A 25,508-nucleotide genomic window follows, 5' to 3' on the forward strand; every position below is an offset into this window, starting at 1 on the left:
CGCCATCGCCAGCAAGCCGGCTCCTACAGTAGACCGCATTCCAATGTGGGAACAGTGATTGCGACTCGGTCTACCGTAGGAGTGAGCCTGCTCGCGATGGCGGCGGCAATAACGCCACAAACCTCAAGGCAGCTCAATACGCTCGCTTTCCCCCGGCACAGTCGGCCAATCCCCGGCCGCCCAGCGTCGCCGCGCTTCGTCGATAGCCGCCGGATCGCTCGCCACAAAATTCCAGTTGATCCGTCGCGGTCCATCCAGCGGCGCGCCGCCGAACAACACCGCATGACAGTCGCTCTCGGCGAACAACGTCATTTCTTCCCCGGCCGGCAGCACCACTAGCGAGTACGGCTCTAACGGCTCGCCATCGAGCTGCGCATCACCGCTCAACACATACAGCGCCCGTTCTTCATGCTCGGTGGGAATCAGCAGCGTGGTTGCTGTTTGCAGGTTCAATTCCGCGTACAGCGTAGGAGAAAGCACCGGCACTGGCGACTCCAGGCAAAAGCCTGACCCGGCGATCATTCGGATCTTCACCCCAAGGTTATCGCTGACCGGCAATGTGGACGCTGGATGATGACTGTAGTGCCCCGGGCCTCGCTCATGATCCTTCGGCGATGCCAGCCAGATCTGCAAACCGTGCATCGTGAATCCGCTTTCCTTCAATGCCTCGGGCGTACGCTCGACGTGGGCTATGGCGCTGCCGGCGGTCATCCAGCTGACGTCACCGGCCTCCACCACCTGATCGGAGCCAAGGCTGTCCTTGTGCTGGATTTTTCCTTCAAACAAGTAGGTGAGGGTCGACAGACCAATGTGCGGATGCTGACGGATGTTCATGCCTTTGCCCGCCGGATAACGGGTTTCCAGCATGTGGTCGAAAAACACAAAAGGCCCGACGCTGCGGCATTTGGCTGACGGCAGCGGACGAAGAATCGGCTGGCCTTCGACATCTTCGGCTCGGGGGCGGATCACGAGGGGAGTGTTCATGGTGCATTCCAGGCTGAGCGGGTGACGCGTGGAGCATAACCCGCTTGCCCCGCCCTTGCCGCTATTGGCTGAATGCGCCTTCAGACAGATGGGTTTCGATGCTGACTTGCGTGGTGGTCATCAGCTTGTGCACCGGGCAACGGTCGGCCACGCGGTGCAGTTCGTCGCGCTGGGCATCGGTGAGCACACCCTTGAGGGTGAGTTTGACGTGCAGGGCGTATTTGCCTTTCTGCTCTTCACTGTTGTCGCGTTTGACCTCCACACCAACACCCGTCAGCGGAATGTCTTTTTTCTTCGCATACAGCTTCAGGGTCAGGGCCTTGCACGCGCCGAGCGCTGCGTCGAAGTAATCGTGCGGCTCGGGTGCCGAGCCTTCACCGCCCGCGGAGGTCGGTACGTCGGCAAAGAGTTCGTGGTCATCGATTTGTACGCTGTGACGAAAACCTTCGGCGGAAACGGTATTGACGGTAACTGTCATGGGAAACCTCAGCAGTAGGAAAAGTCATTCGATCAAAAAAGACCTTGAAGGTATAGAGCATTCCACCTGATGCGCGTTCCACTTTCTTGTTGAGGTGATCGCAACCCAGCGGGAGCAAGCTCCCTCGCCACAGGTTATGCAGACGAAGCATTGGGCGAAAAAAAGCCCCGCATTTGCGGGGCTCATTCGTGTCGATCCGGATCAGCTGCCTTTGACGGACTTGCCGTTGACCTTGCCGTCCAGGAGCATGATGTTGTACTCCTTGCCGTCGGTTTCGACCTGTTGCAGGCGAACCAGCAGGTAATCCCAATCCTTGGCGAACCACAGCACGGTAATGCGCTTGCTTTGTGTCGGGTCGCGCACGCGCTCGACCTTGATCGCGTCGATCTGGCCAGCCTTGGTGTCGACTTTTTCCGAACCCAGCACGCGGAAGTCGTAGGTATCGACTTCACCATCATCGACCACCTGATAGCTCATGCTTTTTTTGCCGGCGGCCACGTCGTGTTGCAGGGCCAGCTGATAGGTGGATTTGTCGACCATGCCGCGGTTGAGCGGGATCTTGACCGCGTCGCCGCGATCGGTGCCGGTGACCATTTTGGCGGTCCAGTCGAAATCCAGGTCAGCCTTTTTGGCTTTGCCCAGGCCACCGCGTTCAAAGTGGTAGGACTGTGGCAGCAGGGTGTCCTTGTCCAGGGTCAGGGTGCTTTCTTCGGTCAGGCTGGCGATCATCATCGAGGCCTTGAAGCTGAGCTTCCAGACACCGTTGGCTTCCTTGGTCAGGCTGCGCTCGGCAGTGCCGCTCATTGGAAGCTGCTTCCAGTCGGCGGTGTAGCTGGCGGAGAAAGGTTGAAGTTCTGTTGCCTGCGCAAAAGGCAGGGCAAGCAGAGCGCAAGCGAAGAGCAGGGCGCGACGCATAAAATCTCCTAGGTTCGAATCAAGTGGCCGCTGGCCGCGAGTAACTTGCCATCCAGTAAAGCACCTTGTTCGCCGAGTGATAAACGGCCTTCGGCAAACCAGCGTACGGCCATCGGGTAGATCAGGTGTTCCTGGGTGTGAACTCGCTGCGCCAGACTCTGCGGCGAATCCTGCAACTCTACCGGTATTACTGCCTGTACGACCAGTGGTCCGCCATCGAGTTCCTCGGTGACAAAGTGCACGGAACAGCCGTGTTCAGTGTCTCCGGCCTCCAGCGCGCGCTGATGGGTGTGTAACCCTTTGTATTTGGGTAGCAGCGAGGGATGGATGTTGAGCAGGCGACCCGCGTAGTGGCGCACGAAGTCAGCGCTGAGGATGCGCATGAATCCGGCCAGGACCACGAGTTTGGGATTGAAGGTGTCGATCAGTTCGATCAGCGCGGCATCGAAGGCTTCGCGGCCTTCGAACGCCTTGTGATCCAGGGAGCGGGTGTCGATACCCGCCTCCCTGGCACGTTGCAGGCCGTAGGCGTCGGCGCGGTTGGAAATCACCGCGGCGATGCGGACCGGGCTGTCGCCGGTCCGCGTGCTGTCGATCAGGGCCTGCAAGTTACTGCCGGTGCCGGACAACAGCACCACCACATCACAGGTCTGAGACATCAATGAGCCTTGAGGTTCTTCAGTTCAACCTGGGCCGCGCCTTCGGCAGCGGTGGCGATCTGGCCGATGACCCAAGGCTGCTCGCCGGCTTCACGCAGCACGTTCAGCGCGGTTTCGACGTGCTCTTGAGCCACGCAGATCACCATGCCAACGCCGCAGTTCAGCACGCGGTGCATTTCGTTTTCGTCGACGTTGCCTTTCTCTTGCAGCCAGTCGAACACGGCAGGGCGAGTCCAGCTTGCAACGTCAACCACCGCTTGAGCGCCTTTTGGCAGCACGCGCGGGATGTTGTCCAGCAGGCCGCCACCGGTGATGTGGGCCATGGCTTTGACTGCGCCGGTTTCCTTGATCAGTTTCAACAGCGGTTTCACGTAGATGCGGGTCGGGGCCATCAGCAGGTCGGTCAGCGGCTTGCCGTCGAGCTGGATGTTTTCGATGTCGGCACCGGACACTTCGATGATCTTGCGGATCAGCGAGTAGCCGTTGGAGTGCGGGCCGGAAGACGGCAGGGCGAGCAGGGCATCGCCGGCAGCGACTTTGGAACCGTCGATGATTTCGGATTTTTCCACGACGCCGACGCAGAAGCCGGCCAGGTCGTAGTCTTCGCCTTCGTACATGCCCGGCATTTCAGCGGTTTCACCGCCGACCAGGGAGCAGCCGGACAGTTCGCAGCCTGCGCCGATGCCGGTCACGACCTGGGTCGCGGTTTCGACGTTCAGTTTGCCGGTGGCGTAGTAGTCCAGGAAGAACAGCGGCTCGGCGCCGCAGACCACCAGGTCGTTCACGCACATGGCCACCAGGTCGATGCCGATGCTGTCGTGCTTGTTCAGGTTCAGCGCCAGACGCAGCTTGGTGCCGACGCCGTCAGTGCCGGAAACCAGCACTGGCTGCTTGTAGCCGGCCGGGATTTCGCAGAGGGCGCCAAAACCGCCCAGGCCGCCCATGACTTCCGGGCGCGCAGTGCGCTTGGCGACGCTCTTGATGCGTTCGACCAATGCTTCACCGGCGTCGATGTCTACACCGGCGTCCTTGTAGCTCAGGGAGGGTTGCTTGCTCATGATCCAGGCCTTTAGGGGGGATTCAGGGGTAACGACCGAGTCCAGTGGGACCGCCGAAACAAACGAAGGGCATGTGCCTTGCGCGAATTTCAGGGTGCCCGGCTGTTGCCGGTCTGCGAAGGCGCGCGATTTTATCAGGCTTGAGGGGCAGCGGCCATCCTCAGGCCGACAGCAGGGGCATATCGATACAAAAAAACCGTTATTGCCCGTGTTGGTCGCCTCCCGCTTGGCTGTATAAGGTATCGCGATTATCCGTCTATCGTTATGGCAGTGCGAAAAACTTAACCGGGACGTGTGAATGTTTTGCGTGGGGCGATGGTCACAGCCTTGCCCGATTATCTTCATGCGGTCAGTTCCAGCCGCTCTTGTCGTCAGGAATCCTCCATGCGTTTTTTCAGATCATTGTTTGTGGGTTGTTTGTCTCTGGTCAGCCTGGTGAGTCATGCCGAAACGGTCAAAAGCCTTTATCAGGTGCGCGAGCCTGTCACCAGCCAGGCGCCAGAGGAGCGTGATCAAGCCACCCAGCGTGCGCTCGACACGCTGGTGCTGCGCCTGACCGGCGATCCCAAGGCTGTGCAAAGTCCGGGGTTGGCCGCCATTCGCAAGGACCCGCAGCAGATCATCAGCCAGTACGGTTTCGAAGCCGGCCCGCCGGAAGTGCTGAAGGTGGATTTCGACCCGGCCAGCACCGAGCAGGCGTTGCGCCGTGCCGGGCTGTCATTGTGGGGCGCGAACCGGCCATCGATTCTGACGTGGTGGCTGAACGACTCGACCGAAGGTTCGAGTCTGGTGGGTGATGGCCAGGCCAGCGCGGCGCCACTGCGTCGCGCGGCACAGCACCGTGGTCTGCCACTGCGGCTGCCACTGGCGGACCTGAGCGAGCAACTGGTCGCCACCGCGCCGAATCTTGAAGGCACCGATGCGGCGCCCCTGCGCGGCGCATCGGATCGTTACAATGCCGACGCCTTGCTGGCCGTGCATGCCCGTGAAGAGAGTGGTCAGTGGCAGGCAAAATGGCATCTGTGGCTGGGCGACCAGAAAGAAGCGGGCAGCGTGCAGGGCGCGGATCAGGCCGCTGTCGCCGATGCGGTACTGCTCGCGGTCAGCCAGCGACTGGCACCACGCTTTGTGGTCAAGCCCGGAAGTTCGGGCGAGCAGCTGCTGGAAGTGCAGGGCATGAATCTGGAGCGTTATGCGACGCTTGGGCGTTTGCTGGAACCGTTTGGCGCGCGCCTGCAAAGTGTTGACGCTGACCGGATTCTCTACCGGGTCAATGGCAGCGCCGAGCAGTTGCGGTCGCAGTTGTCGCTGGCGAAGTTGCAAGAGGTTCCGGCGGGTGAAGCCCCGGCGCCGACCGTGCCTGTCCAGCCGGTGGCAGAGGGCTCGGCGACTGTTGTCGCGCCACCGCCTGCACCGGTGCCGCAGTTGCGTTTCCGTTGGTAAGGCTTTCTTTCTTTATATAGATGCAAATGGAGTGGTACATGGCCGATACGCGGCGTTGGTTCTGGTTGGGTGGGGTGGTTCTGCTCTGCGCGTTTATCTGGCTGTTGCATCCGATTCTGACGCCGTTTCTTGTGGCGTTGCTGTTGGCATATTTGTTCGATCCGCTGGTGGATCGGCTGGAAAAGGCCGGCCTGTCCCGGACCTGGGGCGTGGTGGCGGTGTTCGCGCTGTTCACCTTGATCTTCACCACGTTGCTGCTGGTGCTGGTGCCGATGCTCGCCAAGCAGTTGTTTCGCCTGTACGAGCTGGCGCCGCAGATGCTCGACTGGTTGCAGCACACCGCATTGCCGTGGGCGCAATCGAAATTCGGGCTGTCGGACGGTTTCTGGAAGTTCGACAAGCTTAAAGCGGCGATCAGCGAACACATGGGGCAGACCACCGACATCGTGGGCGTGGTGCTGAGTCAGGCCACTGCATCCGGTCTTGCGTTGATCGGTTGGCTGGCCAATCTGGTGCTGATCCCGGTCGTGAGCTTCTATCTATTGCGGGACTGGGACCTGATGGTGGCCAAGATCCGCAGCCTGCTACCCCGTGACCGTGAAGAGCGCGTGGTGATCCTGGCAGGCGAATGCCATGAAGTGCTTGGTGCGTTCGTGCGCGGGCAATTGCTGGTGATGGTGGCGCTGGGTGTCATCTATTCGGCAGGGCTGATGCTGGTCGGGCTGGAACTGGGGCTGTTGATCGGGATGATTGCCGGTCTGGCGGCGATTGTGCCGTACATGGGGTTTGTCATCGGGATTGGCGCGGCGCTGATTGCCGGCCTGTTCCAGTTTGGTGGCGACTTGTACCCAATGGTTGGCATCGTTGCGGTGTTCATGGTTGGCCAGGCGCTGGAGGGCATGGTGCTGACGCCGTTGCTGGTGGGCGACCGCATCGGTCTGCACCCGGTGGCGGTGATCTTTGCGATTCTGGCCGGTGGTGAGCTGTTCGGTTTTACCGGCGTGCTGCTGGCGCTCCCTGTGGCGGCGGTGATTATGGTGCTGGTGCGCCATGTGCATGATTTGTATAAAGATTCTGATATCTACGGCGGCGTCGACGAACCTGAGCTCTAGAGGTCGCCGATGACGCATTGCGGGCGGCCTGGTTCAGTGACAGGCTGGCCCGTGTCCCATGGGCGGCTGTCACATACGCCGCCAAAGAAACGCACATGAAACCGGGGCGATAACGCAAACCTTTGATTTTGCTTATGGTCTGTCGCATTGTGCGGTCAGCTTCACGGGTATAAACTTCGCACACTTTACACAGAGGCCACTAACGGTTCCTTTGGAACTGTTCAGTCAGCATGAAACCGATTCAGCTGCCCCTAGGTGTGCGTCTGCGTGATGACGCTACCTTTATCAATTACTACCCAGGCGCCAATGCCGCTGCACTCGGCTATGTCGAGCGGCTGTGCGAAGCCGACGCCGGCTGGACCGAGAGCCTGATTTACCTCTGGGGCAAGCACGGGGTAGGGCGTACGCATTTGTTGCAGGCAGCCTGCTTGCGCTTCGAGCAGATGGGTGAGCCGGCGGTGTATCTGCCACTGGCCGAGTTGATGGATCGCGGCACCGAAATTCTCGACAACCTCGAACAGTACGAACTGGTCTGCCTGGATGATCTGCAGGCGGTTGCTGGCAAGGCGGACTGGGAAGAGGCGTTGTTCCATCTGTTCAATCGCCTGCGTGACAGCGGTCGGCGCCTGCTGATTGCAGCATCGACGTCACCGCGCGAATTGCCGGTGAAGCTGGCGGACCTGAAATCCCGTCTCACGCTGGCACTGATCTTCCAGATGCGACCGCTGTCCGACGAAGACAAATTGCGCGCCCTTCAACTGCGTGCGTCTCGTCGTGGATTGCACCTGACCGATGAAGTCGGGCATTTTATTCTGACCCGTGGCACTCGCAGCATGAGTGCGCTTTTCGAGCTGCTTGAGCGTCTCGATCAGGCCTCCCTTCAAGCTCAGCGCAAGCTGACCATTCCGTTTCTGAAGGAGACTCTGGGCTGGTAAAAGCCAAGCCCTGCAAGGTTTTTGGCATTTTTCAGGCGCCAAAAAGTGCGCTTTCCTACGGGGTGTAGGTCGCGCAAGCGTCTAAATGGGGCTTAAGCGCTTAGATGGAAACGCGAAACCGGAAAGTCACATAAAGTTCGATTGAATTTGCAAATGAGGATGATAGCGGGCATAGTCTCGGCTTCTTTACAACTATCAGCCACGGTCGTGCCCATGCTAAATCGCTTTGCACCCCTCGTGCCTCTCGCACTCGTCACCCTGTTGTTCGGTTGCGCTGCCCACTCTCCAGTGTCGGAGCAAGCGCCTCAACAGCAGGTTAAAAATTCTGTTACTGCGCAATCCTCTTCCGTTCTTTTCCAGGAAGAGCTGGCCACCGATAAAGAACTGGCAGACTTCGCTGACGGCAAGTCCTACCAGCTTCCGGTTCTGGCCGACAGCATCCTCGAACGTGGCATGTCCCTGATCGGTACCCGTTACCGTTTCGGCGGCACCTCCGAGGCTGGCTTCGATTGCAGCGGTTTCATCGGTTATCTGTTCCGTGAAGAAGCCGGCATGAACCTGCCGCGTTCCACTCGCGAAATGATCAACGTGGACGCGCCGCTGGTTGCTCGTAGCGCGCTCAAACCGGGCGATCTGCTGTTCTTCGCCACCAACGGCCGTCGCGGTCGTGTCAGTCACGCGGGGATCTACCTCGGTGACAACCAGTTCATCCACTCCAGCAGCCGCAAAAGCGGTGGTGTCCGGGTCGATAGCCTGGGCGACAGCTACTGGAGCAAGACCTTCATTGAAGCCAAGCGCGCACTCGCGATGGCCCCGACCGTGGTCACGGCTCGCAAGTAATGCATCAACTTGTCGCCACTTCAGTGGCGACAAAAAGCCTCTCTGCAACAGAGTAGGCGGACAGTTTGTAAGGCGAACTTAAAGTCTTACTTGAAGTTTGCCGCATAGCCGCTAGAATCCTGATCTATTATTGATGGCAAACCGCCTGCGTCCTGCGCAGGCGGTTTTCTTTTCTGCCCTGTCGGCAGAAAAAAGCCGCAGCCAGATCAGGATGTTCTGCTTATGACGATGTCGGCCCGCCTCGCACTCATGTTCTTCGCAGCGCTGCTCAGCGCCTGCGCCAGCCGTACACCGCCGCCTGCGCCGGTGGTTCGCGCGCCGATTGTCTTCGGTTCACCCCAACCTTTTTCGCCTGAGGCCGAAGATGTGCTGTTTCGCGCGTTGGGCCTGGTCGGCACGCCTTATCGCTGGGGCGGCAATACGCCCGATTCCGGGTTCGATTGCAGCGGCCTGATCGGTTACGTCTACCGTGACGTCACCGGCATCTCTCTGCCGCGCACTACCCGCGAGATGATCAGCATGCAAGCGGCCAATGTCGGCAAGGAAGGCCTGCAAACCGGCGACCTGATTTTCTTTGCCACCAATGGCGGCTCTCAGGTCAGCCACGCCGGGATCTACGTCGGTGAAGGCCGCTTCGTCCATGCGCCGGCCACGGGTGGCACGGTGAAGCTCGACAGCTTGTCCAAAGCTTATTGGCAGAAAGCCTACCTCAGCGCCAAGCGTGTCCTGCAACCTGAGCATCTGGCGCGCAACCCTTAATTCGCAGAGGTCGTCATGACCGCTCGGACACTCAATCTCGACGATTCCCTGTATCAATACCTGCTCGACGTTTCCCTGAGGGAAACGCCGCTGCTCAAGCGTTTGCGCGATGAAACCCAGGCGCTGCCGATGGCACGCTGGCAGGTGGCCCCGGAGCAGGGGCAATTCCTCGCATTGCTAGTGAAACTCACCGGCGCCAGGCGCTTGCTGGAAGTCGGCACCTTCACCGGTTACAGCGCGTTGTGCATGGCGGCGGCGTTGCCGGAGGACGGTTCACTAATCTGCTGTGACATTCCTGGTGACTACAACGCCACGGCGCGCAGTTACTGGCAGGAAGCAGGGCTCGCCGAACGAATTGACCTGCGCCTGGCGCCTGCGCTGGAAACCTTGGGTCAGTTGGATCAGCCCGGACAATTCGATTTGATTTTCATTGATGCCGACAAGGCGAACTATCCAGCCTACCTGGAGCATGCGCTGCGTTTGCTGCGTGGCGGAGGCCTGGCGGTGTTCGATAACACGCTGTGGAGCGGGCGGGTGCTTGAGCAGAATCCTGAGAGCGAAGACACCCGAGCCATCCAGGCGCTCAATCTCGCCTTGAAGGATGACTCGCGTGTGGATCTGTCGTTGTTGCCTGTAGGAGACGGTTTAACGCTGTGTCGCAAAAAGGTAGGCACTACACCGATCTAATGTGGGAGCGGGCTTGCTCGCGAATGCGTCATAACATTCAACTTCAATGTTGACTGTCGGTCAGCATTCGCGAGCAAGCCCGCTCCCACATTTGTTATGTATTGGCGGTTCGAGATTACTTCGCCGCAGAAACCCGCCACACCTTGTTCCCCACATCATCGGCCACCAGCAAATCACCCTGCTGATCAATCACCACACCCACCGGCCGACCCATGGCTTTCTCTTCGTCATTGAGGAAACCCGTAAGTACATCCACAGGTTGCCCGTTTGGCTTGCCAGCACTGAACGGCACGAATATCACTTTGTAACCACTGTGCGGTTTACGGTTCCACGAACCGTGCTGCCCAATGAACGCGCCTTCCTTGAATTGCGCTGGCAGCGAGTTGCCTTCAGCGAACGTCAGGCCCAGTGACGCGGTGTGCGGGCCGACTGCATAGTCCGGCGCGATGGCTTTGGCGACCAGGTCAGGGTTTTGCGGTTCGACGCGAATGTCGACGTGCTGGCCGTAATAGCTGTAAGGCCAGCCGTAGAACCCGCCGTCCTTCACTGAAGTGATGTAGTCCGGCACCAGGTCGCTGCCGATTTCATCCCGTTCGTTCACAGCAGTCCATAACGCTCCACTCTGCGGTTCCCACGCCATACCGTTGGGGTTGCGCAGGCCGGAGGCGAAGAGCCGGTGATTGCCGGTGGCGCGATCCACTTCCCAGATCGCCGCGCGGCCTTCTTCCTGATCCATGCCGTTTTCGGCGACATTGCTGTTGGAACCCACCGTGACGTACAGCTTACTGCCGTCCTTGCTGGCAATGACGTTTTTGGTCCAGTGGTGATTCAGCGTACCTCCCGGCAGGTCTACCACTTTGATCGGCTGCGACTTGATGGCCGTGTCGCCATTCTCATAGTGGAAACGCAGCAAGCGGTCCGTGTCGGCGACATACAGGTCATTGCCGACCAGCGTCATGCCGAAGGGCGAATTGAGGTTTTCCAGAAACACCGTACGGGTGTCGGCGATGCCGTCATGATCCTTGTCCCGCAACAGTGTAATGCGGTTCGGGCTCGGCACGGCGGCACCGGCGCGTCCCATGACTTTCTTCATGACCCAGCCTTTAACGCCTTTGCCGTCATCGGGTTTTGGCGGCGCGTTGGTTTCGGCGACGAGCACGTCACCGTTCGGCAGCACATACAGCCAGCGCGGGTGATCGAGGCCTTCGGCGAACGCCGCCACCTGAGTGCCCGCGGCGGCGATGGGTTTGGCACCGTCCGGCCAGCCGATCGCCGGGGCGATGTTCACCGTCGGGATCAGGGTTTTGTTCGGTTCGGGCAGTTTGGGCGACGGGCCGGTGCCGTCGGAGACTTGCAGTCTGGAGGTTTCGCCGCAGGCGACGAGCCCTCCGGCGAGGACGATGACGAGAACGAACGGGGGCTTGCGCATGCTGATCTTCCCTAAAAATGCAGTGACCTGATCAGTAGAGAAGCGCAAGCCCGCGATGGTTCAACCGTCAGCCGCGGGCTTCCTTGAACAGCACGGCGATGCCGGGGTGATAGTTGCCCGCTTCATTGCGCAACTTGCGATACGCGTAGGGGAAATACCAGGCGACGGCACAGGTGTGTTCCTTTTGCAGGTCGTCGACCATGTCCTGGAGTTCTTCCGGGGTAGCGCCGTGCTGGGCTTTTTGCGGTGCAACGAACAGGCAGCCGAGTTTCAGGTCGCTGGCGTAGCTGATTCGCCTGGCGTCGCTGGTGATATCGGCCAGCGCTTGTGTCAGGTTCAGGCTGTTGACCCGCGGCCAGCGTTGCGTGGCTTGAAGGTAGGCACGCTCTTCGCTGGTGGCGATGAACAGGTCGGCGCGGGCGTTGCGTTCACCTTCCTCGTTCTGTTTGCGGCTGGGGGTCTGTTGCAGCGTGACCATTTCCGCCATCCACGCGGCGGCCGAGAGCAAGCCGAGGTTGGCTTTTTCGTCGTACCAGTAAGGCGTGTCATTATCGCCGCGCACGGCGTTATAACGGTCGATACAGTCAAACCAGCGTTCGAGAACCGGGCGCAGGAATTCCAGCTTCGGATTGCTGATGATCATGCCTTGCATGTGGCTTACCCTTGTTATTGTGATGTGGGGTTGTGGCTCTTTGATATCACTGCTGGAAGTGTGGCACAAGATTGGCGTCAGTAAATTGATCAGCGGCAGTTATTCGCCCGACGGCGTCCCGGCTTTAATTGACGCTCCACCCCCAACCCTCTAACCTTCGCGGCTTGTTTCAGGTGCTCTGTGACCTTGGTCGACAGAGTGAAACAGGGAAGCCGGTGAGTGCGTTCGTTCAATTCAGGAACAATCACGATTCCGGCGCTGCCCCCGCAACGGTAAATGAGTGAAGACTGAGCATTTTTGCCACTGTGTCGATACCGGCATGGGAAGGCGCGCAGTCAGGCGAAACGCCGCTCATGAGCCCGGAGACCGGCCTGATCCATCCAGCGGCATCACGGTGGGCGATGCCAGGCTTCTTGCCGTCTATTCTTGTGCCTGCCCGCCGTTATCCAGCCTCAACGGAGAGCTCCCCCATGACTGATACTCCCGATCGTGACGAACGCCATCTGGCGCGCATGCTGCGTAAAAAAGCCGTGATCGACGAACGCATCGCCAATTCGCCGAATGAATGCGGCCTGCTGCTGGTGCTGACCGGCAATGGCAAAGGCAAAAGCAGCTCGGCGTTCGGCATGCTCGCCCGCTCCATGGGCCACGGCATGCAGTGCGGCGTGGTGCAGTTCATCAAGGGCCGCAACAGCACGGGCGAAGAACTGTTTTTCCGGCGCTTTCCCGAGCAGGTGCGTTTTCATGTGATGGGCGAGGGCTTTACCTGGGAAACCCAGGACCGCCAGCGTGACATCGCCGCCGCCGAAGCCGCCTGGGCCGTTTCCCGTGAATTGTTGCGTGATCCGTCGGTCGGTCTGGTGGTGCTGGATGAATTGAACATCGCCCTCAAGCACGGTTACCTCGATCTTGATCAGGTGCTCAGCGACTTGCAGGCGCGTCCGCCAATGCAGCACGTGGTCGTCACCGGCCGCGGCGCCAAGCCGGAAATGATCGAACTGGCCGACACCGTCACTGAAATGGGCGTCATCAAGCACGCCTTCCAGGCCGGGATCAAAGCGCAAAAAGGCGTCGAGCTGTGAATCAGCCCCGTCATTGCCCGGCGGTCTTGATTGCCGCGCCGGCCTCCGGTCAGGGCAAGACCACCGTCACTGCCGCGCTGGCCCGTTTGCATCGCAATCAGGGGCGCAAGGTGCGCGTGTTCAAATGCGGCCCGGACTTTCTCGATCCGATGATTCTCGAGCGCGCCAGCGGTGCGCCGGTCTATCAACTGGACATGTGGATGGTCGGCGAGCAGGAAAGTCGTCGACTGTTGTGGGAAGCCGCCGGCGAAGCGGATCTGATCCTGATCGAAGGTGTCATGGGCTTGTTCGACGGCATGCCTTCCAGCGCTGACCTGGCGCGGCATTTCGGTGTGCCGGTGCTCGGGGTGATCGACGGCACGGCGATGGCGCAGACCTTCGGTGCGCTGGCGTTGGGGTTGGCGAAGTATCAGCCGGACCTGCCGTTCGCCGGAGTGCTGGCCAACCGTGTGGGCACTTTGCGCCATGCGCAATTGCTTGAAGGCAGCCTCACTGAAGGCTTGCGCTGGTACGGCGCGTTGTCCCGGGAAACCGGGATTGAATTGCCGAGTCGGCACCTCGGCCTGGTCCAGGCCAGTGAATTGAACGATCTCGATCTGCGCCTGGATGCGGCGGCCGATGCCTTGGCCAGCAGTTGCGAAGTCGCGCTGCCACCCGCAGTGGAATTCGCTGCGCCTGACGTGATCGCCGCCGAGCCGTTGTTGGCCGGTGTGCGAATTGCCGTGGCCCGCGACGAAGCCTTCGCATTCACCTACGGCGCAAGTCTGGACTTGCTGCGAGCCATGGGTGCCGAGTTGCTGTTTTTCTCGCCGATCCGCGACGCGCAATTGCCGGAGGCTGACAGCCTCTATCTGCCGGGCGGTTACCCGGAGTTACACCATGTGGCGCTGGCGCAGAACGCCCCGATGCTCAATGCCATCCGCGCTCACCACGCGGCGGGCAAGCCATTGTTGGCCGAGTGTGGCGGGATGTTGTATTTGCTCGATTCGTTGACCGATGTCGAAGGTACTCGCGCAGAGCTGGTCGGTTTGCTGGCCGGTGACGCGGTGATGCAGAAACGGCTGGCGGCACTGGCGTTGCAGGCGGTCGAGTTACCCGAAGGTTCGCTGCGTGGGCATACCTATCACCATTCGTTGACCAGTACCGAACTTGAGCCGATTGCCCGTGGCCTGAGCCCTAACGGCGGGCGGGGTGCGGAAGCGGTTTATCGTGAGGGGCGGATGACGGCTTCCTACGTGCATTTTTATTTTCCGTCCAATCCGACGGCTGTTGCCGCGTTGTTTGCGCCTGACCGTGAGGACGCCATCGCGAACACGTCGAATCGTCGCACCGTCGCTCCCACACTGGATCACCTAACCCCTGTGGGAGCGGGCTTGCTCGCGAAGAGGCCATGACCGACAACGCATTCAGTCCGGCCGAACGGGAGGCGGTGTATCGCGCGATAGCCGAGCGCCGAGACATGCGCCACTTCAGCGGCGGCACCGTCGAACCCGAGTTGCTCCGGCGCCTGCTCGAAGCCGCGCATCAGGCCCCAAGCGTCGGCCTGATGCAGCCCTGGCGATTCATCCGCATCAGCGATCGCGCCCTGCGCGGAAAGATCCAGTTGCTGGTGGAAGAAGAACGCATCCGCACCGCCGAAGCCCTCGGCGAACGCACCGACGAATTCATGAGGCTGAAAGTCGAAGGCATCAACGATTGCGCAGAAGTGTTGGTCGCTGCGCTGATGGACGATCGTGAACGCCACATTTTCGGTCGCCGGACCTTGCCGGAAATGGACATGGCCTCGCTGTCCTGCGCAATCCAGAACCTGTGGCTGGCGTCCCGTGCCGAAGGACTCGGCATGGGCTGGGTCTCTTTATTCGAACCGCAAGCCCTGGCCGACCTGCTGGGGTTGCCCGTCGGAGCCAAGCCCTTGGCGATTCTTTGCCTCGGGCCGGTCAAGGAATTCTATCCGGCGCCGATGCTGGTACTCGAAGGCTGGGCGCAGGCGCGTCCGCTAAGTGAATTGCTGTATGAGAATTTTTGGGGAGTGAGTCAATGAGTGTGGCGTTGTTGAGTGTCGCCGCAGTTGCGCTGGATGCGCTGCTGGGTGAACCCAGGCGCTGGCATCCGCTGGTGGCGTTCGGCCGTTTTGCCGACCGCATCGAACAACGTTTCAATGGCGGTGGACGCGGCTGGCGCAGCCACGGCGTTACCGCCTGGGTGATCGCGGTCGTACCGCTGACCTTGCTCGCCACGGCTTTTTCCTGGGCGCCTTATGTCGGCTGGATCGTCGAGATTCTCGCACTCTATTGCGCGCTCGGCATGCGCAGCCTCGGTGAACACGTCACGCCTGTGGCGAAGGCGCTGCGCAGTGATGATCTGGAGGAAGCGCGCACGCGTGTCGGTTACCTGGTCAGTCGCCAGACCAGTGAACTGGATAAAACCGAAGTCGCTCGTGCCGCCACCGAATCCGTCCTGGAGAACGGCAGTGACGCGGTGTTTGCCGCGCTGTTCTGGTTTGCCGTGGCCGGCGCGCCCGGCGTGGTGCTCTACCGATTGAGCAATACGCTGGATGCGATGTGGGGTTATCGCAACGAGCGCTTCGAACGTTTCGGCTGGGCCGCAGCGAAGATCGACGACGTGCTCAACTATATTCCTGCGCGACTGGTCGCATTGACCTACGCGCTGTTGGGCAAAACCCGACTCGCCCTGAAATGCTGGCGCACCCAGGGCCCGACCTGGGACAGCCCGAACGCCGGTCCGGTGATGGCCGCCGGTGCCGGTGCACTGGGCGTCGAGTTGGGCGGGGCGGCGATTTATCACGGCGAATTGCATCAGCGTCCGCCGTTGGGCGAAGGCGTGCCGGCGGATGCCGACTCCATTGACCGTGGCTGGCAATTGGTCCAGCGCGGGGTATGGTTATGGCTGCTGATTCTCTGCGTGGGGGCTGAATTCTATGCTTGAACACGGTGGACGGTTGCGCAAGGCCGCGCTCGAATACGGCATCGCCGAAGCCGATTGGCTTGACCTGTCCAGCGGCCTCGCGCCCTGGGCGTTTCCGGTCCCGGACATTCCGTTGCGCGCCTGGGCGCGATTGCCGGAAAGCGATGACGGGCTGGAACAAGCAGCTTGCGATTATTACGGTGCCGCGCAGGCGCTGCCGGTGGCCGGTTCGCAAATGGCGATCCAGTTGCTGCCGCGTTTGCGTCGGGTCGGCAAGGTCGGCGTGCTGTCGCCGTGTTACGCCGAGCACGCCGAAGCGTGGCGCCGTAATGGCTACGTCGTGCGTGAAGTAATGGAGCAGGAGGTCGACTTCTTCCTCGACAGCCTCGACGTGCTGGTGGTGGTCAACCCGAACAATCCCACGGGCCTGAGCCTGACTCCGAGTCGTCTTCTCGATTGGCATTCCAGACTGGCCCAGCGCGGTGGCTGGCTGGTGGTGGACGAAGCGTTCATGGACAACACACCCCAACTGAGCCTGGCGCCGTGTGCCCATCAGGTCGGTTTGATCGTGTTGCGCTCTTTCGGCAAGTTTTTTGGTCTGGCCGGTGTGCGGTTGGGGTTCGTGCTGGCAGAGCGCAAGTTGCTCAAATTGCTCGCCGAACAAGTCGGGCCCTGGGCCGTCAGCGGACCGACTCGGGTGTTGGGCCAAGCCTGTTTGCAGGATACCGAAGGCCATGCCAGGCAACGCGTGCGTACCGAACAAGCCAGCGAACGTCTGGCGGTGCTTCTGGAAAAACACGGTTTCAAACCTCAGGGTGGTTGTGCGCTGTTTCAGTGGCTGACCACCGATCGCGCCGAAGAACTGCATGAGTTCATGGCCCGGCACGGCATTCTGCTGCGCTTGTTCACCCACAACAGCAGCCTGCGTTTCGGCTTGCCTGGCGAAGAAGCCGACTGGACCCGACTCGATCAAGCGTTCGATGCCTACGCCAAGGAAACCCGATGACTACGTTGATGGTGCAAGGCACCACCTCCGATGCCGGTAAAAGCACACTGGTGACGGCGCTGTGTCGCTGGGTCACGCGCCAGGGCGTACGCGTCGTGCCGTTCAAGCCTCAGAACATGGCGCTCAACAGTGCTGTGACCGCCGACGGTGGCGAGATTGGACGTGCGCAAGCGGTGCAGGCGCAGGCCGCCCATCTCGAACCGCACACCGACATGAACCCGGTGCTGCTCAAACCCAACAGCGACACCGGCGCGCAAGTGATCATTCATGGTCGCGCCGTCACGACGATGAACGCGGTCGCATATCACGACTACAAAGCCATCGCCATGCAAGCGGTACTGGCCTCCCATGCGCGACTGAGCGCGGCGTATCCGGTGGTCATGGTCGAAGGTGCAGGCTCGCCGGCCGAGATCAATCTGCGTGCCGGCGACATCGCCAACATGGGCTTCGCCGAGGCCGTGGATTGCCCGGTGGTGCTGATCGCCGACATCAATCGCGGTGGGGTCTTCGCGCATTTGGTGGGCACTCTGGAACTGCTGTCGCCGAGCGAGCAGGCACGGGTCAAAGGCTTCATCATCAACCGTTTTCGCGGCGACATCGCCTTGCTGCAACCGGGCCTCGACTGGCTGGAAGCACGTACCGGCAAACCGGTGATTGGCGTTCTGCCTTACGTGATGGACCTGCACCTGGAAGCCGAGGACGGCATCGATCAGCGCCAGACCGACAAGGCCGATCAAGTGTTGAAAGTGGTGGTGTCGGTGTTGCCGCGCATCAGCAACCACACCGATTTCGATCCGCTGCGCCTGCATCCCCAAGTCGACCTGCAATTCATCGGCCCCGGCCAGGCGATTCCACCCGCTGACCTGATCATTCTTCCCGGCTCGAAAAGCGTGCGCAGCGACCTTGCGTATTTACGCGCCAATGGCTGGGACACCGCCATCGCCCGGCATTTGCGTTACGGCGGAAAAGTCCTGGGTATTTGCGGCGGCCTGCAAATGCTCGGCGAGCAGGTGCACGATCCTTTGGGCCTTGAAGGTGCGCCGGGCTCCAGCGCCGGTTTGGGGTTGCTGGCGTTCGAAACGCAACTGGAAGAAGAGAAGCAGTTGCGCAATGTGCGCGGGCTTCTGGCGCTGGAAGATGCGCCGGTCAGCGGCTATGAAATTCATGCCGGCGTGACCACCGGGCCGGCGTTGGAAAATGCTGCCGTGCAACTGGACGATGGCCGTTGCGACGGCGCGCAAAGTGGCGACGGGCAGATTTTCGGCACTTATCTGCATGGCCTGTTCGAATCCCCGGCGGCGTGCAGCGCGCTGTTGCGTTGGGCGGGTTTGCAGGATGTACAGGAAGTGGATTACCACGGGTTGCGCGAGCGGGATATCGAGCGGTTGGCGGATTTGGTGGAGAAGCATCTGGATACCCGACTGTTGCGTGAGCTCTGCGGGATTTAAGTTGGCTGGACGGGCCCCTTCGCGAGCAAGCCCGCTCCCACATTGGATCTCAGGCCATTTTGCAATCAATGCAATTCCCCTGTGGGAGCGGGCTTGCTCGCGAAGGCGGCAGTTGCTACACCAAAGATTTTAAGGAATGAACCATGCTGCAACTGATCCTCGGCGGCGCCCGCTCCGGCAAAAGTCGTCTGGCCGAAAAACTGGCAGCAGACAGCCACCTGCCCGTGACCTACATCGCCACCAGCCAACCGCTGGACGGTGAAATGAACGAACGGGTCGCCCATCACCGCGCACGCCGTCCGGCCGAATGGGCGCTGATCGAAGAGCCCGTTGAACTCGCCCGCGTCCTGCGCGAAACCGCCCGAGCCGATCGTTGCCTGCTGGTGGATTGCCTGACCTTGTGGATGACCAATCTACTGATGCTCGATGACACCGGGCGCCTGACCGCCGAGCGTGAAGCCTTGCTGGACTGCCTGGCTGAATTGCCGGGCGAAATCATTTTTGTCAGCAACGAGACCGGAATGGGTGTCGTGCCGCTGGGCGAATTGACTCGCCGCTATGTCGATGAGGCCGGTTGGCTGCATCAAGCCTTGGCCGAGCGCTGTCAGCGAGTTGTCCTGACCGTCGCCGGCCTGCCCCTGACTTTGAAAGGAACTGCGTTATGACCCAATCCTGGTGGCTGAACCCATGCAAGCCGGTTGACGCCCACGCCGTCGAACAGGCCCAGGCGCGGCAACAGCAGCTGACCAAGCCCGCCGGTTCCCTAGGGCGACTCGAGTCGGTGGCGGTGCAATTGGCCGGGTTGCAGGGGCAGGTCAAACCGAGCCTGGATCAGCTGTGGATCGCGATTTTTGCCGGTGACCATGGCGTCGTCGCCGAAGGCGTATCGGCGTTTCCCCAGGAAGTTACCGGGCAGATGCTGCACAACTTTGTCAGCGGTGGCGCGGCGATCAGTGTGCTGGCGCGCCAACTCGGCGCGTCCCTCGAAGTGGTCGACCTCGGCACGGTGACGCCGTCGTTGAATCTGCCGGGCGTGCGCCACTTGAACATCGGTGCCGGCACCGCGAATTTTGTCGACGGCGCGGCCATGACTCAAGCCCAGGGTGAACTTGCCTTGCAGGCCGGTCGCGACAGCGTGCGGCGCGCCATTGCGGCGGGCGCGCAGTTGTTCATCGGCGGCGAGATGGGCATCGGCAACACCACGTCGGCCAGTGCGTTGGCCTGTGCCTTGCTGGATTGTCCGGTGGTGCACCTGGCTGGGCCGGGCACCGGCCTCAACGCGGCAGGCGTCAGTCATAAGGCTCAGGTCATCGAGCGCGCTTTGGCCTTGCACAGCTTTCAGCGTGGCGATGCACTGCAAACCCTGTTCAACCTCGGCGGTTTCGAAATTGCAGCGCTGGTCGGTGCGTATCTGGCGTGTGCCCAGGAAGGCGTGGCGGTGCTGGTGGACGGGTTCATTTGCAGCGTCGCCGCGTTGGTGGCGGTGCGCTTGAATCCTGACTGCCGGCCGTGGCTGTTGTTCGGTCATCGCGGCGCCGAGCCGGGTCATCGCCATGTGCTGGAAACCCTGAACGCCGAACCCTTGCTCGACCTCGGCCTGCGTCTGGGCGAAGGCAGCGGCGCCGCGTTGGCCGTGCCGCTGCTGCGTCTGGCCTGCGACCTTCACGGACAAATGGCGACGTTCGCCGAAGCGGCCGTGGCGGACCGTCCGGCATGACCTTGCGCCTTGACCTGTTGCGCCACGGTGAAACCGAACTCGGCGGCGGCCTGCGCGGTAGCCTCGACGATGCGTTGACAGACACAGGTTGGTCGCAGATGCGCGCGGCGGTGGTCGAGCAGGGACCTTGGGATCGACTGGTCAGTTCGCCGTTGCAACGCTGTGCGCGGTTCGCGCAAGAGCTCGGGGCGCAACTGGGTTTGCCGGTGCAGCTGGATAAAGATCTGCAGGAACTGCATTTCGGTGCGTGGGAAGGGCAGAACGCGGCGGCGTTGATGGAAACCGATGCCGAAGCGTTGGGCCTGTTCTGGGCCGACCCTTATTCGTTTACGCCACCTCAAGGGGAGCGGGTCGAGGATTTTTCGACGCGGGTATTGGCGGCCGTCGCTCGGTTGCATGAGGCTTATGCGGGCGAACGTGTTTTGGTGATCAGTCATGGCGGCGTCATGCGTTTGTTGCTGGCGCAGGCACGAGGCTTGCCGCGTGAGCAGTTGCTCAACGTTGAAGTTGCGCATGGTGCGCTGTTTTCTCTGAGCGTCGAGACTGGCGTCATCCTCAAGGAAGCGAGCTGACCATGCTGCCGTTCTGGATCGCCCTGCAATTTTTGAGCAGCCTGCCGATTCGTCTGCCGGGCATGCCGGCGCCTCAGGAGTTGGGGCGTTCGCTGCTGTTTTATCCGTTGGTGGGGCTGCTGTTTGGCGCGATTTTGTGGGCGCTGAACGAGGTGTTGTTCGGCACACCGTTGTTACTGCACGCAGCGTTGTTGTTGACGGTTTGGGTGTTGCTCAGCGGCGCGTTACACCTCGACGGCCTGGCCGATAGCGCTGACGCGTGGCTCGGTGGATTCGGCGACCGTGAACGCACACTGACGATCATGAAAGATCCGCGCAGCGGTCCGATCGCGGTAGTGACGCTGGTGCTGGTGTTGCTGCTCAAGTTCGCCGCGGTGCTGGCATTGATCGAGCAGCAGCACAGCGTTTTCCTGATCATCGTTCCGTTGATTGGCCGTGCCGCGTTGTTGGGGTTGTTCCTGACCACGCCATATGTGCGGGCCGGTGGTCTGGGGCAGGCGCTGGCGGATCATCTTCCGCGATTGGCGGGCAAGTGGGTGCTGGCGGTCAGTGCGTTGGGTTGTGTGCTGATTGCCGGGCTCAGTGGTGTTTTTGCTGTGGTGTTGGCGGCGCTGGTTTTCGGTTGGCTGCGGCAAGTGATGCTTCGGCGATTGGGCGGGGCGACGGGCGATACGGCGGGGGCGTTGCTGGAATTGCTGGAGGTTGCTGTGCTGGTGGGGCTGGCGTTGGTCTGATGGTTTCTGTGCGGGATTTTTCGGCCCCTTCGCGAGCAAGCCCGCTCCCACATTTGTTCTACTGTAAACGCCGGTGATCAAATGTGGGAGCGGGCTTGCTCGCGAAGGCGGTCTGCCAGACACTTCAATACTGTGAACGAACCCCATCTGTAACTTGATTTAACACACTCGCGGGTATATACACGCACCATGCTCGAATCCCAATGTTTATGCATCAACCTGCGCCGCGCCGCCCGTGGCGTCAGCAGGCATTACGACGGCGCTCTCGACGGCTTCGGAATCAACGTTGCCCAGTATTCTTTGCTGTGTAATCTGCAGCGTCTGAATGCACCAAGTATTTCCGTCCTGGCGGAAGCCATGGGCCTGGACCGCAGCACCCTCGGTCGTAATCTGCGAGTGCTGGAGGGCGAAGGCCTGGTCAGGCTGGTCGAGGGCGAAGACATGCGCAATCGCATCGTCAAGCTGACCGAGGCCGGCACTGAACGCCTGACTGCGGCTTTGCCAGCCTGGGAGGCGGCGCAACAGCGACTGGTTGACCGATTGGGTGCCGAAAAACGCGAAATCTTGCTGAAGCTGCTGGACGAACTGGCCTGACGCCGGTTTTTCCGATCTTAAGCGGGTATATACCCGCTACCGGAGAATAAGAATGACATCGATGTGGCGTACTTGCGGTTGGGTGTTGGTGGGGAGTGCGCTGATCCTTGCGTTGTCTCTGGGAGTGCGACATGGCTTCGGGCTGTTCCTGGCGCCCATGAGTGCCGAATTTGGCTGGGGGCGCGAGACGTTTGCATTTGCCATCGCCTTGCAGAACCTGATCTGGGGACTGGCGCAGCCCTTCACCGGCGCGCTGGCCGACCGCTTCGGCGCGGCGAAAGTGGTGCTGGTCGGTGGCGTACTCTACGCATTGGGCCTGGTTTTCATGGGCATGTCGGACTCGGCTGTGACCTTGTCGTTGAGCGCCGGTCTGTTGATCGGTCTCGGTCTGTCGGGCACTTCGTTCTCGGTGATCCTCGGCGTGGTCGGCCGCGCGGTGCCGCCGGAGAAACGCAGCATGGGCATGGGCATTGCCAGTGCCGCCGGCTCCTTCGGCCAGTTCGCCATGTTGCCCGGTACGCTGGGGTTGATCGGCTGGCTCGGCTGGTCGGCGGCATTGCTGGTGCTGGGCCTGCTGGTGGCGCTGATCGTGCCGTTGGTGAGCATGCTCAAGGACAATCCGTTGCCGGTCCTCGGTCATGAGCAAACGCTGACCGAAGCGCTACGCGAAGCCTGTTCTCATTCAGGATTCTGGCTGTTGTCGTTCGGCTTTTTTGTCTGCGGTTTCCAGGTGGTGTTCATCGGCGTGCACTTGCCGGCGTATCTGGTGGACCAGCACCTGCCTGCTTCCGTCGGAACCACCGTGCTGGCGCTGATCGGCTTGTTCAACATCTTCGGGACTTACACAGCAGGCTGGCTCGGCGGACGGATGTCCAAGCCGCGTTTGCTCACCGGTCTGTATCTGGTGCGGGCCGTGGTGATTGCGCTGTTTCTGTGGGCGCCGGTCACGACGACCACGGCTTATCTGTTCGGCATGGCCATGGGCTTCCTGTGGCTGTCGACGGTGCCATTGACCAACGGCACCGTGGCGACCTTGTTTGGCGTGCGAAATCTGTCCATGCTCGGTGGGATTGTTTTCCTGTTTCACCAGCTCGGATCATTCCTCGGTGGCTGGTTGGGCGGGGTGGTGTATGACCGGACCGGGAGCTATGACTTGATCTGGCAGGTAGCGATTCTCTTGAGTCTGTTGGCCGCTGCCTTGAACTGGCCGGTGCGTGAGCGGCCGGTGGAGCGCCTGCAAACCCGGATGAGTGCGACATGAACAACCTCTGGCCGCGGATTGCCATAACGGCGGGCGGCGTCTTGCTGCTGTCCCTGGTGTGGTGGGGTTGGCATCAGGGCGGGCTGGCGTTGATGCAATTGGGCATGGGCGCTTGCTAGCATGACGTGAGGGCGAGTAAGTTCGTTTCAGACGACTTTTCAAGGAGGCATGGACATGCTGATGCGCTGGCTTGCCGTTCCCGCGTTACTGATGGCGTTTACCGGCTTGTCACAAGCCCGCGAGTGCCCGGAGCTGTTGCAAGGCTCGTTGCCCAAGCTGCGCGCCAAGGAAACGATCGACTTGTGCCAGCGCTTCGCCGGTAAACCGCTGGTGGTGGTCAATACCGCGAGCTTTTGTGGTTTCGCCCCGCAGTTCAAAAGCCTGGAGGCGCTGAATCAGCGTTTCAAAGCGCAGGGGCTGGAGGTAATCGGTGTGCCTTCCAATGACTTCAAGCAGGAGTCCAGGGACGCTGAGCAGACCGCCAAGGTGTGCTACGTGGATTATGGCGTGACCTTCACCATGACCGAGCCGCAGAAAGTGCGCGGTGATGACGCGGCTCACCTGTTCCAGGTGCTCGCTGCACAAAGCGATGAGCCCAAGTGGAACTTCTACAAATACGTGGTCGATCGCAAGGGCAAAGTCATTGCCAATTTTTCCAGCCTGACCGAGCCTGATGACCCCAAGTTTATCGAGGCTGTGGAAAAGGCGCTGGCCTCGCAACCCTGATCCATTCCATTTGTGGGAGCCGGCTTGCTGGCGATGAACGATCACGCGGTTTGCCTGCTAACCGCGGCGTCTGGATCGCCAGCAAGCCGGCTCCTACAAAAAAGCCCCGCCTCTGTACAAGAGAGCGGGGCTTTTTGATTCGGGCGGCGAGTGGTTCAGGTTCGCCGGGAATCATTAGAAGCGGTAGGTTGCACCAACACCGAAACCGTTCGCCGAGTTCTCATACTTGGCGGTGTAGTTCTGGTTGCGAGCGTTGGTCTCGTTGATCTTGACCGACTCTTCCATCAGGTACGAATACGCGACGTCGATGGTCAGGTCCTCGGTCGGGCTCCAGCCGGCGCCCAGGCTGAAAATCTTGCGATCGCCAGTCGGGATGCGCGGGGAACGGTTCTCGTTGTTGGTCGGTGCCTGATCGACAGAGAAACCGGTACGCAGGACCCATTGCTTGTTGACCTGATACGAAGCACCGATGGCGTGAGCCCAGGTGTCATGCCAGTTCTGTTCTTCGGTGATGGTGCCGAACTGGGAACGCAGGGCAGCTGGGACGCCTTCGTTCTCGACGGTGATCTCTTTCAGGCGGCTCCAGCGAGTCCAGGTGCTGCCTGCGTAGAGAGTCCATTGATCGTCCAACTGATGAGTCACCGAGAAGTCGACCGACTCAGGCGTGGTGATGTCCAGCGATGCGTCGTACTTCTGGCTCGGGTTCTGACCCTGCAGCGCGAAGAGTTGGTAGTCGACCTTGGTGTTGCCCTCGAGCTTGTATTTCACTTTCGAGTGGTAGGTCAGGCCGACGCGAGTGCTATCGGTGGCTTGAACCAGGATACCGAAGTTGTAGCCAAGAGCAGTGTCGTCACCCTCGATCTTGACTTTGCCGTCTGGACGGGCCTGCGTGGCCGACAGGTTCGATTCCAGGGTGCCGTCAATACGGTTGATGGTCGGACCGAAACCGATCGACACCTTGTCGTTGAAGGCATAGCTGACGGTTGGCTGCACGGTGACGATTTTGACTTCACTCTTGCTACCGAAATAACGGCCGGCAAAGTTGTTCTCGTAGTCGGTCACCAGGCCGAACGGTGCGTATACACCGATACCGAATGCCCAATGGTCATCGATTGGCTTGACGTAGTAACCCATAGGGACACCCATGAAAGGGACCATGTCACCTTTGTTGGTACCACTATTAGGGCGGGAGCTGGCATCACTGATGTCAGCATGTGCGTCGATAAATGCAACACCACCAGTCACTTGTTCGCGCTTGAGGCGAGCCATGCCGGCAGGGTTTCCAAAAACGGTGGATGCGTCGTCGGCAGCAGAGGATCGCCCGGCAAAACCTGTCCCCATTCCGCTGATGCTTTGTTCGTTGAGGGCAAAACCACTTGCGAAGATTTGGGTGGATGCCACGGCAACGGCAAGGCTAAGGGTGGTTTTGAGCATTACTTTTTTCATTATTAGAACTCCTGGTGATCACCGGGGCGGAAATTACCAACATTTT

28 protein-coding genes and 1 riboswitch are annotated in these 25,508 nt (G+C 60.7%); of the genes, 20 read left to right on the plus strand and 8 right to left on the minus strand.

The genetic code is table 11. The annotated features are described in order from the left end of the window. Nucleotides 1–123 precede the first annotated feature (123 nt). From PMI01S_RS22590 to purM, 5 genes are all read right to left on the minus strand, one after another. Nucleotides 124–984 carry a pirin family protein gene (locus PMI01S_RS22590; protein WP_084322339.1) on the minus strand — a complete coding sequence of 287 codons (861 nt, stop codon included), beginning with the start codon at nucleotides 982–984 and terminating at the stop codon, nucleotides 124–126. Between the two features lie 61 nt (nucleotides 985–1,045). After that, on the minus strand, nucleotides 1,046–1,462 hold the full coding sequence (locus tag PMI01S_RS22595) for an OsmC family protein (protein WP_084322340.1): 417 nt from the start codon (nucleotides 1,460–1,462) through the stop codon (nucleotides 1,046–1,048). A gap of 201 nt (nucleotides 1,463–1,663) precedes the next feature. Further along, nucleotides 1,664–2,377, minus strand: coding sequence for a DUF3108 domain-containing protein (locus tag PMI01S_RS22600; RefSeq protein ID WP_084322341.1), 714 nt, complete (start codon nucleotides 2,375–2,377; stop codon nucleotides 1,664–1,666). An 8-nt stretch (nucleotides 2,378–2,385) separates the two neighbouring features. Further along, a complete protein-coding gene (gene purN / locus PMI01S_RS22605) occupies nucleotides 2,386–3,036 on the minus strand; it encodes a phosphoribosylglycinamide formyltransferase (RefSeq protein ID WP_084322342.1) in 651 nt (216 codons plus the stop codon). Continuing rightward, complete coding sequence (purM, locus tag PMI01S_RS22610) at nucleotides 3,036–4,094, minus strand: phosphoribosylformylglycinamidine cyclo-ligase (RefSeq protein WP_008013877.1); 1,059 nt, start codon at nucleotides 4,092–4,094, stop codon at nucleotides 3,036–3,038. Before purM ends, purN begins: the two co-directional genes overlap by 1 nt. Before the next feature lie 384 nt (nucleotides 4,095–4,478). Between purM and PMI01S_RS22615 the strand changes: the two genes are divergently transcribed. From PMI01S_RS22615 to PMI01S_RS22640, 6 genes are all read left to right on the plus strand, one after another. After that, nucleotides 4,479–5,537, plus strand: coding sequence for a DUF2066 domain-containing protein (locus PMI01S_RS22615; protein WP_084322343.1), 1,059 nt, complete (start codon nucleotides 4,479–4,481; stop codon nucleotides 5,535–5,537). Between the two features lie 38 nt (nucleotides 5,538–5,575). Next, nucleotides 5,576–6,649: an AI-2E family transporter gene (locus tag PMI01S_RS22620; protein ID WP_084322344.1), complete on the plus strand. Its 1,074-nt coding sequence runs from the start codon at nucleotides 5,576–5,578 to the stop codon at nucleotides 6,647–6,649. Nucleotides 6,650–6,879: 230 nt separating this feature from the next. Then, nucleotides 6,880–7,584 (plus strand): DnaA regulatory inactivator Hda, encoded by a 705-nt coding sequence (gene hda / locus PMI01S_RS22625; RefSeq protein ID WP_084322345.1) that lies wholly within the window; start codon nucleotides 6,880–6,882, stop codon nucleotides 7,582–7,584. A 213-nt stretch (nucleotides 7,585–7,797) separates the two neighbouring features. Then, entirely contained in the window at nucleotides 7,798–8,424 is a 627-nt protein-coding gene (locus tag PMI01S_RS22630) for a C40 family peptidase (RefSeq protein WP_017337261.1), read from the plus strand. A 222-nt stretch (nucleotides 8,425–8,646) separates the two neighbouring features. Continuing rightward, nucleotides 8,647–9,183 (plus strand): C40 family peptidase, encoded by a 537-nt coding sequence (locus PMI01S_RS22635; RefSeq protein ID WP_084322346.1) that lies wholly within the window; start codon nucleotides 8,647–8,649, stop codon nucleotides 9,181–9,183. 15 nt (nucleotides 9,184–9,198) lie between these two features. Then, complete coding sequence (locus PMI01S_RS22640; protein WP_084322347.1) at nucleotides 9,199–9,870, plus strand: O-methyltransferase; 672 nt, start codon at nucleotides 9,199–9,201, stop codon at nucleotides 9,868–9,870. 115 nt (nucleotides 9,871–9,985) lie between these two features. Here PMI01S_RS22640 and PMI01S_RS22645 read toward each other — a convergent pair whose 3' ends face one another. Further along, the gene (locus tag PMI01S_RS22645; RefSeq protein ID WP_084322348.1) at nucleotides 9,986–11,299 is read right to left on the minus strand and encodes a PQQ-dependent sugar dehydrogenase; all 1,314 of its coding nucleotides are present in this window, start codon (nucleotides 11,297–11,299) and stop codon (nucleotides 9,986–9,988) included. A 67-nt stretch (nucleotides 11,300–11,366) separates the two neighbouring features. Beyond that, a complete protein-coding gene (locus PMI01S_RS22650) occupies nucleotides 11,367–11,951 on the minus strand; it encodes a hypothetical protein (protein WP_084322349.1) in 585 nt (194 codons plus the stop codon). A gap of 154 nt (nucleotides 11,952–12,105) precedes the next feature. After that, a riboswitch (cobalamin riboswitch) is annotated at nucleotides 12,106–12,340 on the plus strand. 81 nt (nucleotides 12,341–12,421) lie between these two features. Between PMI01S_RS22650 and cobO the strand changes: the two genes are divergently transcribed. The 14 genes from cobO to PMI01S_RS22715 all read left to right on the plus strand — a co-directional run bounded on the left by cobO (nucleotide 12,422) and on the right by PMI01S_RS22715 (nucleotide 24,016). Next, nucleotides 12,422–13,033: a cob(I)yrinic acid a,c-diamide adenosyltransferase gene (gene cobO, locus PMI01S_RS22655; RefSeq protein ID WP_084322350.1), complete on the plus strand. Its 612-nt coding sequence runs from the start codon at nucleotides 12,422–12,424 to the stop codon at nucleotides 13,031–13,033. Further along, nucleotides 13,030–14,427, plus strand: coding sequence for a cobyrinic acid a,c-diamide synthase CobB (locus PMI01S_RS22660; RefSeq protein WP_084322351.1), 1,398 nt, complete (start codon nucleotides 13,030–13,032; stop codon nucleotides 14,425–14,427). The genes cobO and PMI01S_RS22660 overlap by 4 nt, the downstream gene beginning before the upstream one ends. Continuing rightward, entirely contained in the window at nucleotides 14,424–15,074 is a 651-nt protein-coding gene (bluB, locus tag PMI01S_RS22665) for a 5,6-dimethylbenzimidazole synthase (protein WP_084322352.1), read from the plus strand. Before PMI01S_RS22660 ends, bluB begins: the two co-directional genes overlap by 4 nt. Next, nucleotides 15,071–15,979, plus strand: a complete 909-nt coding sequence (gene cbiB / locus PMI01S_RS22670) for an adenosylcobinamide-phosphate synthase CbiB (protein ID WP_084322353.1) — start codon at nucleotides 15,071–15,073, stop codon at nucleotides 15,977–15,979. The genes bluB and cbiB overlap by 4 nt, the downstream gene beginning before the upstream one ends. Beyond that, nucleotides 15,972–16,964: a threonine-phosphate decarboxylase CobD gene (cobD, locus tag PMI01S_RS22675; RefSeq protein WP_084322354.1), complete on the plus strand. Its 993-nt coding sequence runs from the start codon at nucleotides 15,972–15,974 to the stop codon at nucleotides 16,962–16,964. The genes cbiB and cobD overlap by 8 nt, the downstream gene beginning before the upstream one ends. Next, entirely contained in the window at nucleotides 16,961–18,412 is a 1,452-nt protein-coding gene (locus PMI01S_RS22680; RefSeq protein ID WP_084322355.1) for a cobyric acid synthase, read from the plus strand. Before cobD ends, PMI01S_RS22680 begins: the two co-directional genes overlap by 4 nt. Before the next feature lie 143 nt (nucleotides 18,413–18,555). Continuing rightward, nucleotides 18,556–19,077, plus strand: coding sequence for a bifunctional adenosylcobinamide kinase/adenosylcobinamide-phosphate guanylyltransferase (gene cobU, locus PMI01S_RS22685; RefSeq protein ID WP_084322356.1), 522 nt, complete (start codon nucleotides 18,556–18,558; stop codon nucleotides 19,075–19,077). Then, nucleotides 19,074–20,129, plus strand: coding sequence for a nicotinate-nucleotide--dimethylbenzimidazole phosphoribosyltransferase (cobT, locus tag PMI01S_RS22690; protein WP_084322357.1), 1,056 nt, complete (start codon nucleotides 19,074–19,076; stop codon nucleotides 20,127–20,129). The genes cobU and cobT overlap by 4 nt, the downstream gene beginning before the upstream one ends. Further along, nucleotides 20,126–20,701, plus strand: coding sequence for an alpha-ribazole phosphatase family protein (gene cobC, locus PMI01S_RS22695; protein WP_084322358.1), 576 nt, complete (start codon nucleotides 20,126–20,128; stop codon nucleotides 20,699–20,701). The genes cobT and cobC overlap by 4 nt, the downstream gene beginning before the upstream one ends. Before the next feature lie 2 nt (nucleotides 20,702–20,703). After that, the gene (locus tag PMI01S_RS22700) at nucleotides 20,704–21,435 is read left to right on the plus strand and encodes an adenosylcobinamide-GDP ribazoletransferase (RefSeq protein WP_084322359.1); all 732 of its coding nucleotides are present in this window, start codon (nucleotides 20,704–20,706) and stop codon (nucleotides 21,433–21,435) included. A 189-nt stretch (nucleotides 21,436–21,624) separates the two neighbouring features. Then, complete coding sequence (locus PMI01S_RS22705; RefSeq protein ID WP_084322360.1) at nucleotides 21,625–22,029, plus strand: MarR family winged helix-turn-helix transcriptional regulator; 405 nt, start codon at nucleotides 21,625–21,627, stop codon at nucleotides 22,027–22,029. Between the two features lie 52 nt (nucleotides 22,030–22,081). Then, nucleotides 22,082–23,290, plus strand: coding sequence for an MFS transporter (locus PMI01S_RS22710; protein ID WP_084322361.1), 1,209 nt, complete (start codon nucleotides 22,082–22,084; stop codon nucleotides 23,288–23,290). Continuing rightward, entirely contained in the window at nucleotides 23,287–23,409 is a 123-nt protein-coding gene (locus tag PMI01S_RS32090) for a hypothetical protein (RefSeq protein WP_255326122.1), read from the plus strand. The genes PMI01S_RS22710 and PMI01S_RS32090 overlap by 4 nt, the downstream gene beginning before the upstream one ends. 55 nt (nucleotides 23,410–23,464) lie before the next feature. Further along, nucleotides 23,465–24,016 (plus strand): glutathione peroxidase, encoded by a 552-nt coding sequence (locus PMI01S_RS22715; protein ID WP_084322362.1) that lies wholly within the window; start codon nucleotides 23,465–23,467, stop codon nucleotides 24,014–24,016. Nucleotides 24,017–24,190: 174 nt separating this feature from the next. Here the strand turns inward: PMI01S_RS22715 and PMI01S_RS22720 are convergent, their stop codons facing one another. After that, entirely contained in the window at nucleotides 24,191–25,462 is a 1,272-nt protein-coding gene (locus PMI01S_RS22720; RefSeq protein WP_084322363.1) for an OmpP1/FadL family transporter, read from the minus strand. Between the last annotated feature and the right edge of the window lie 46 nt (nucleotides 25,463–25,508).

Origin of the sequence: Pseudomonas migulae NBRC 103157, from assembly GCF_002091715.1 — a bacterium.
GTDB classification, from domain to species: domain Bacteria; phylum Pseudomonadota; class Gammaproteobacteria; order Pseudomonadales; family Pseudomonadaceae; genus Aquipseudomonas; species Aquipseudomonas migulae_A.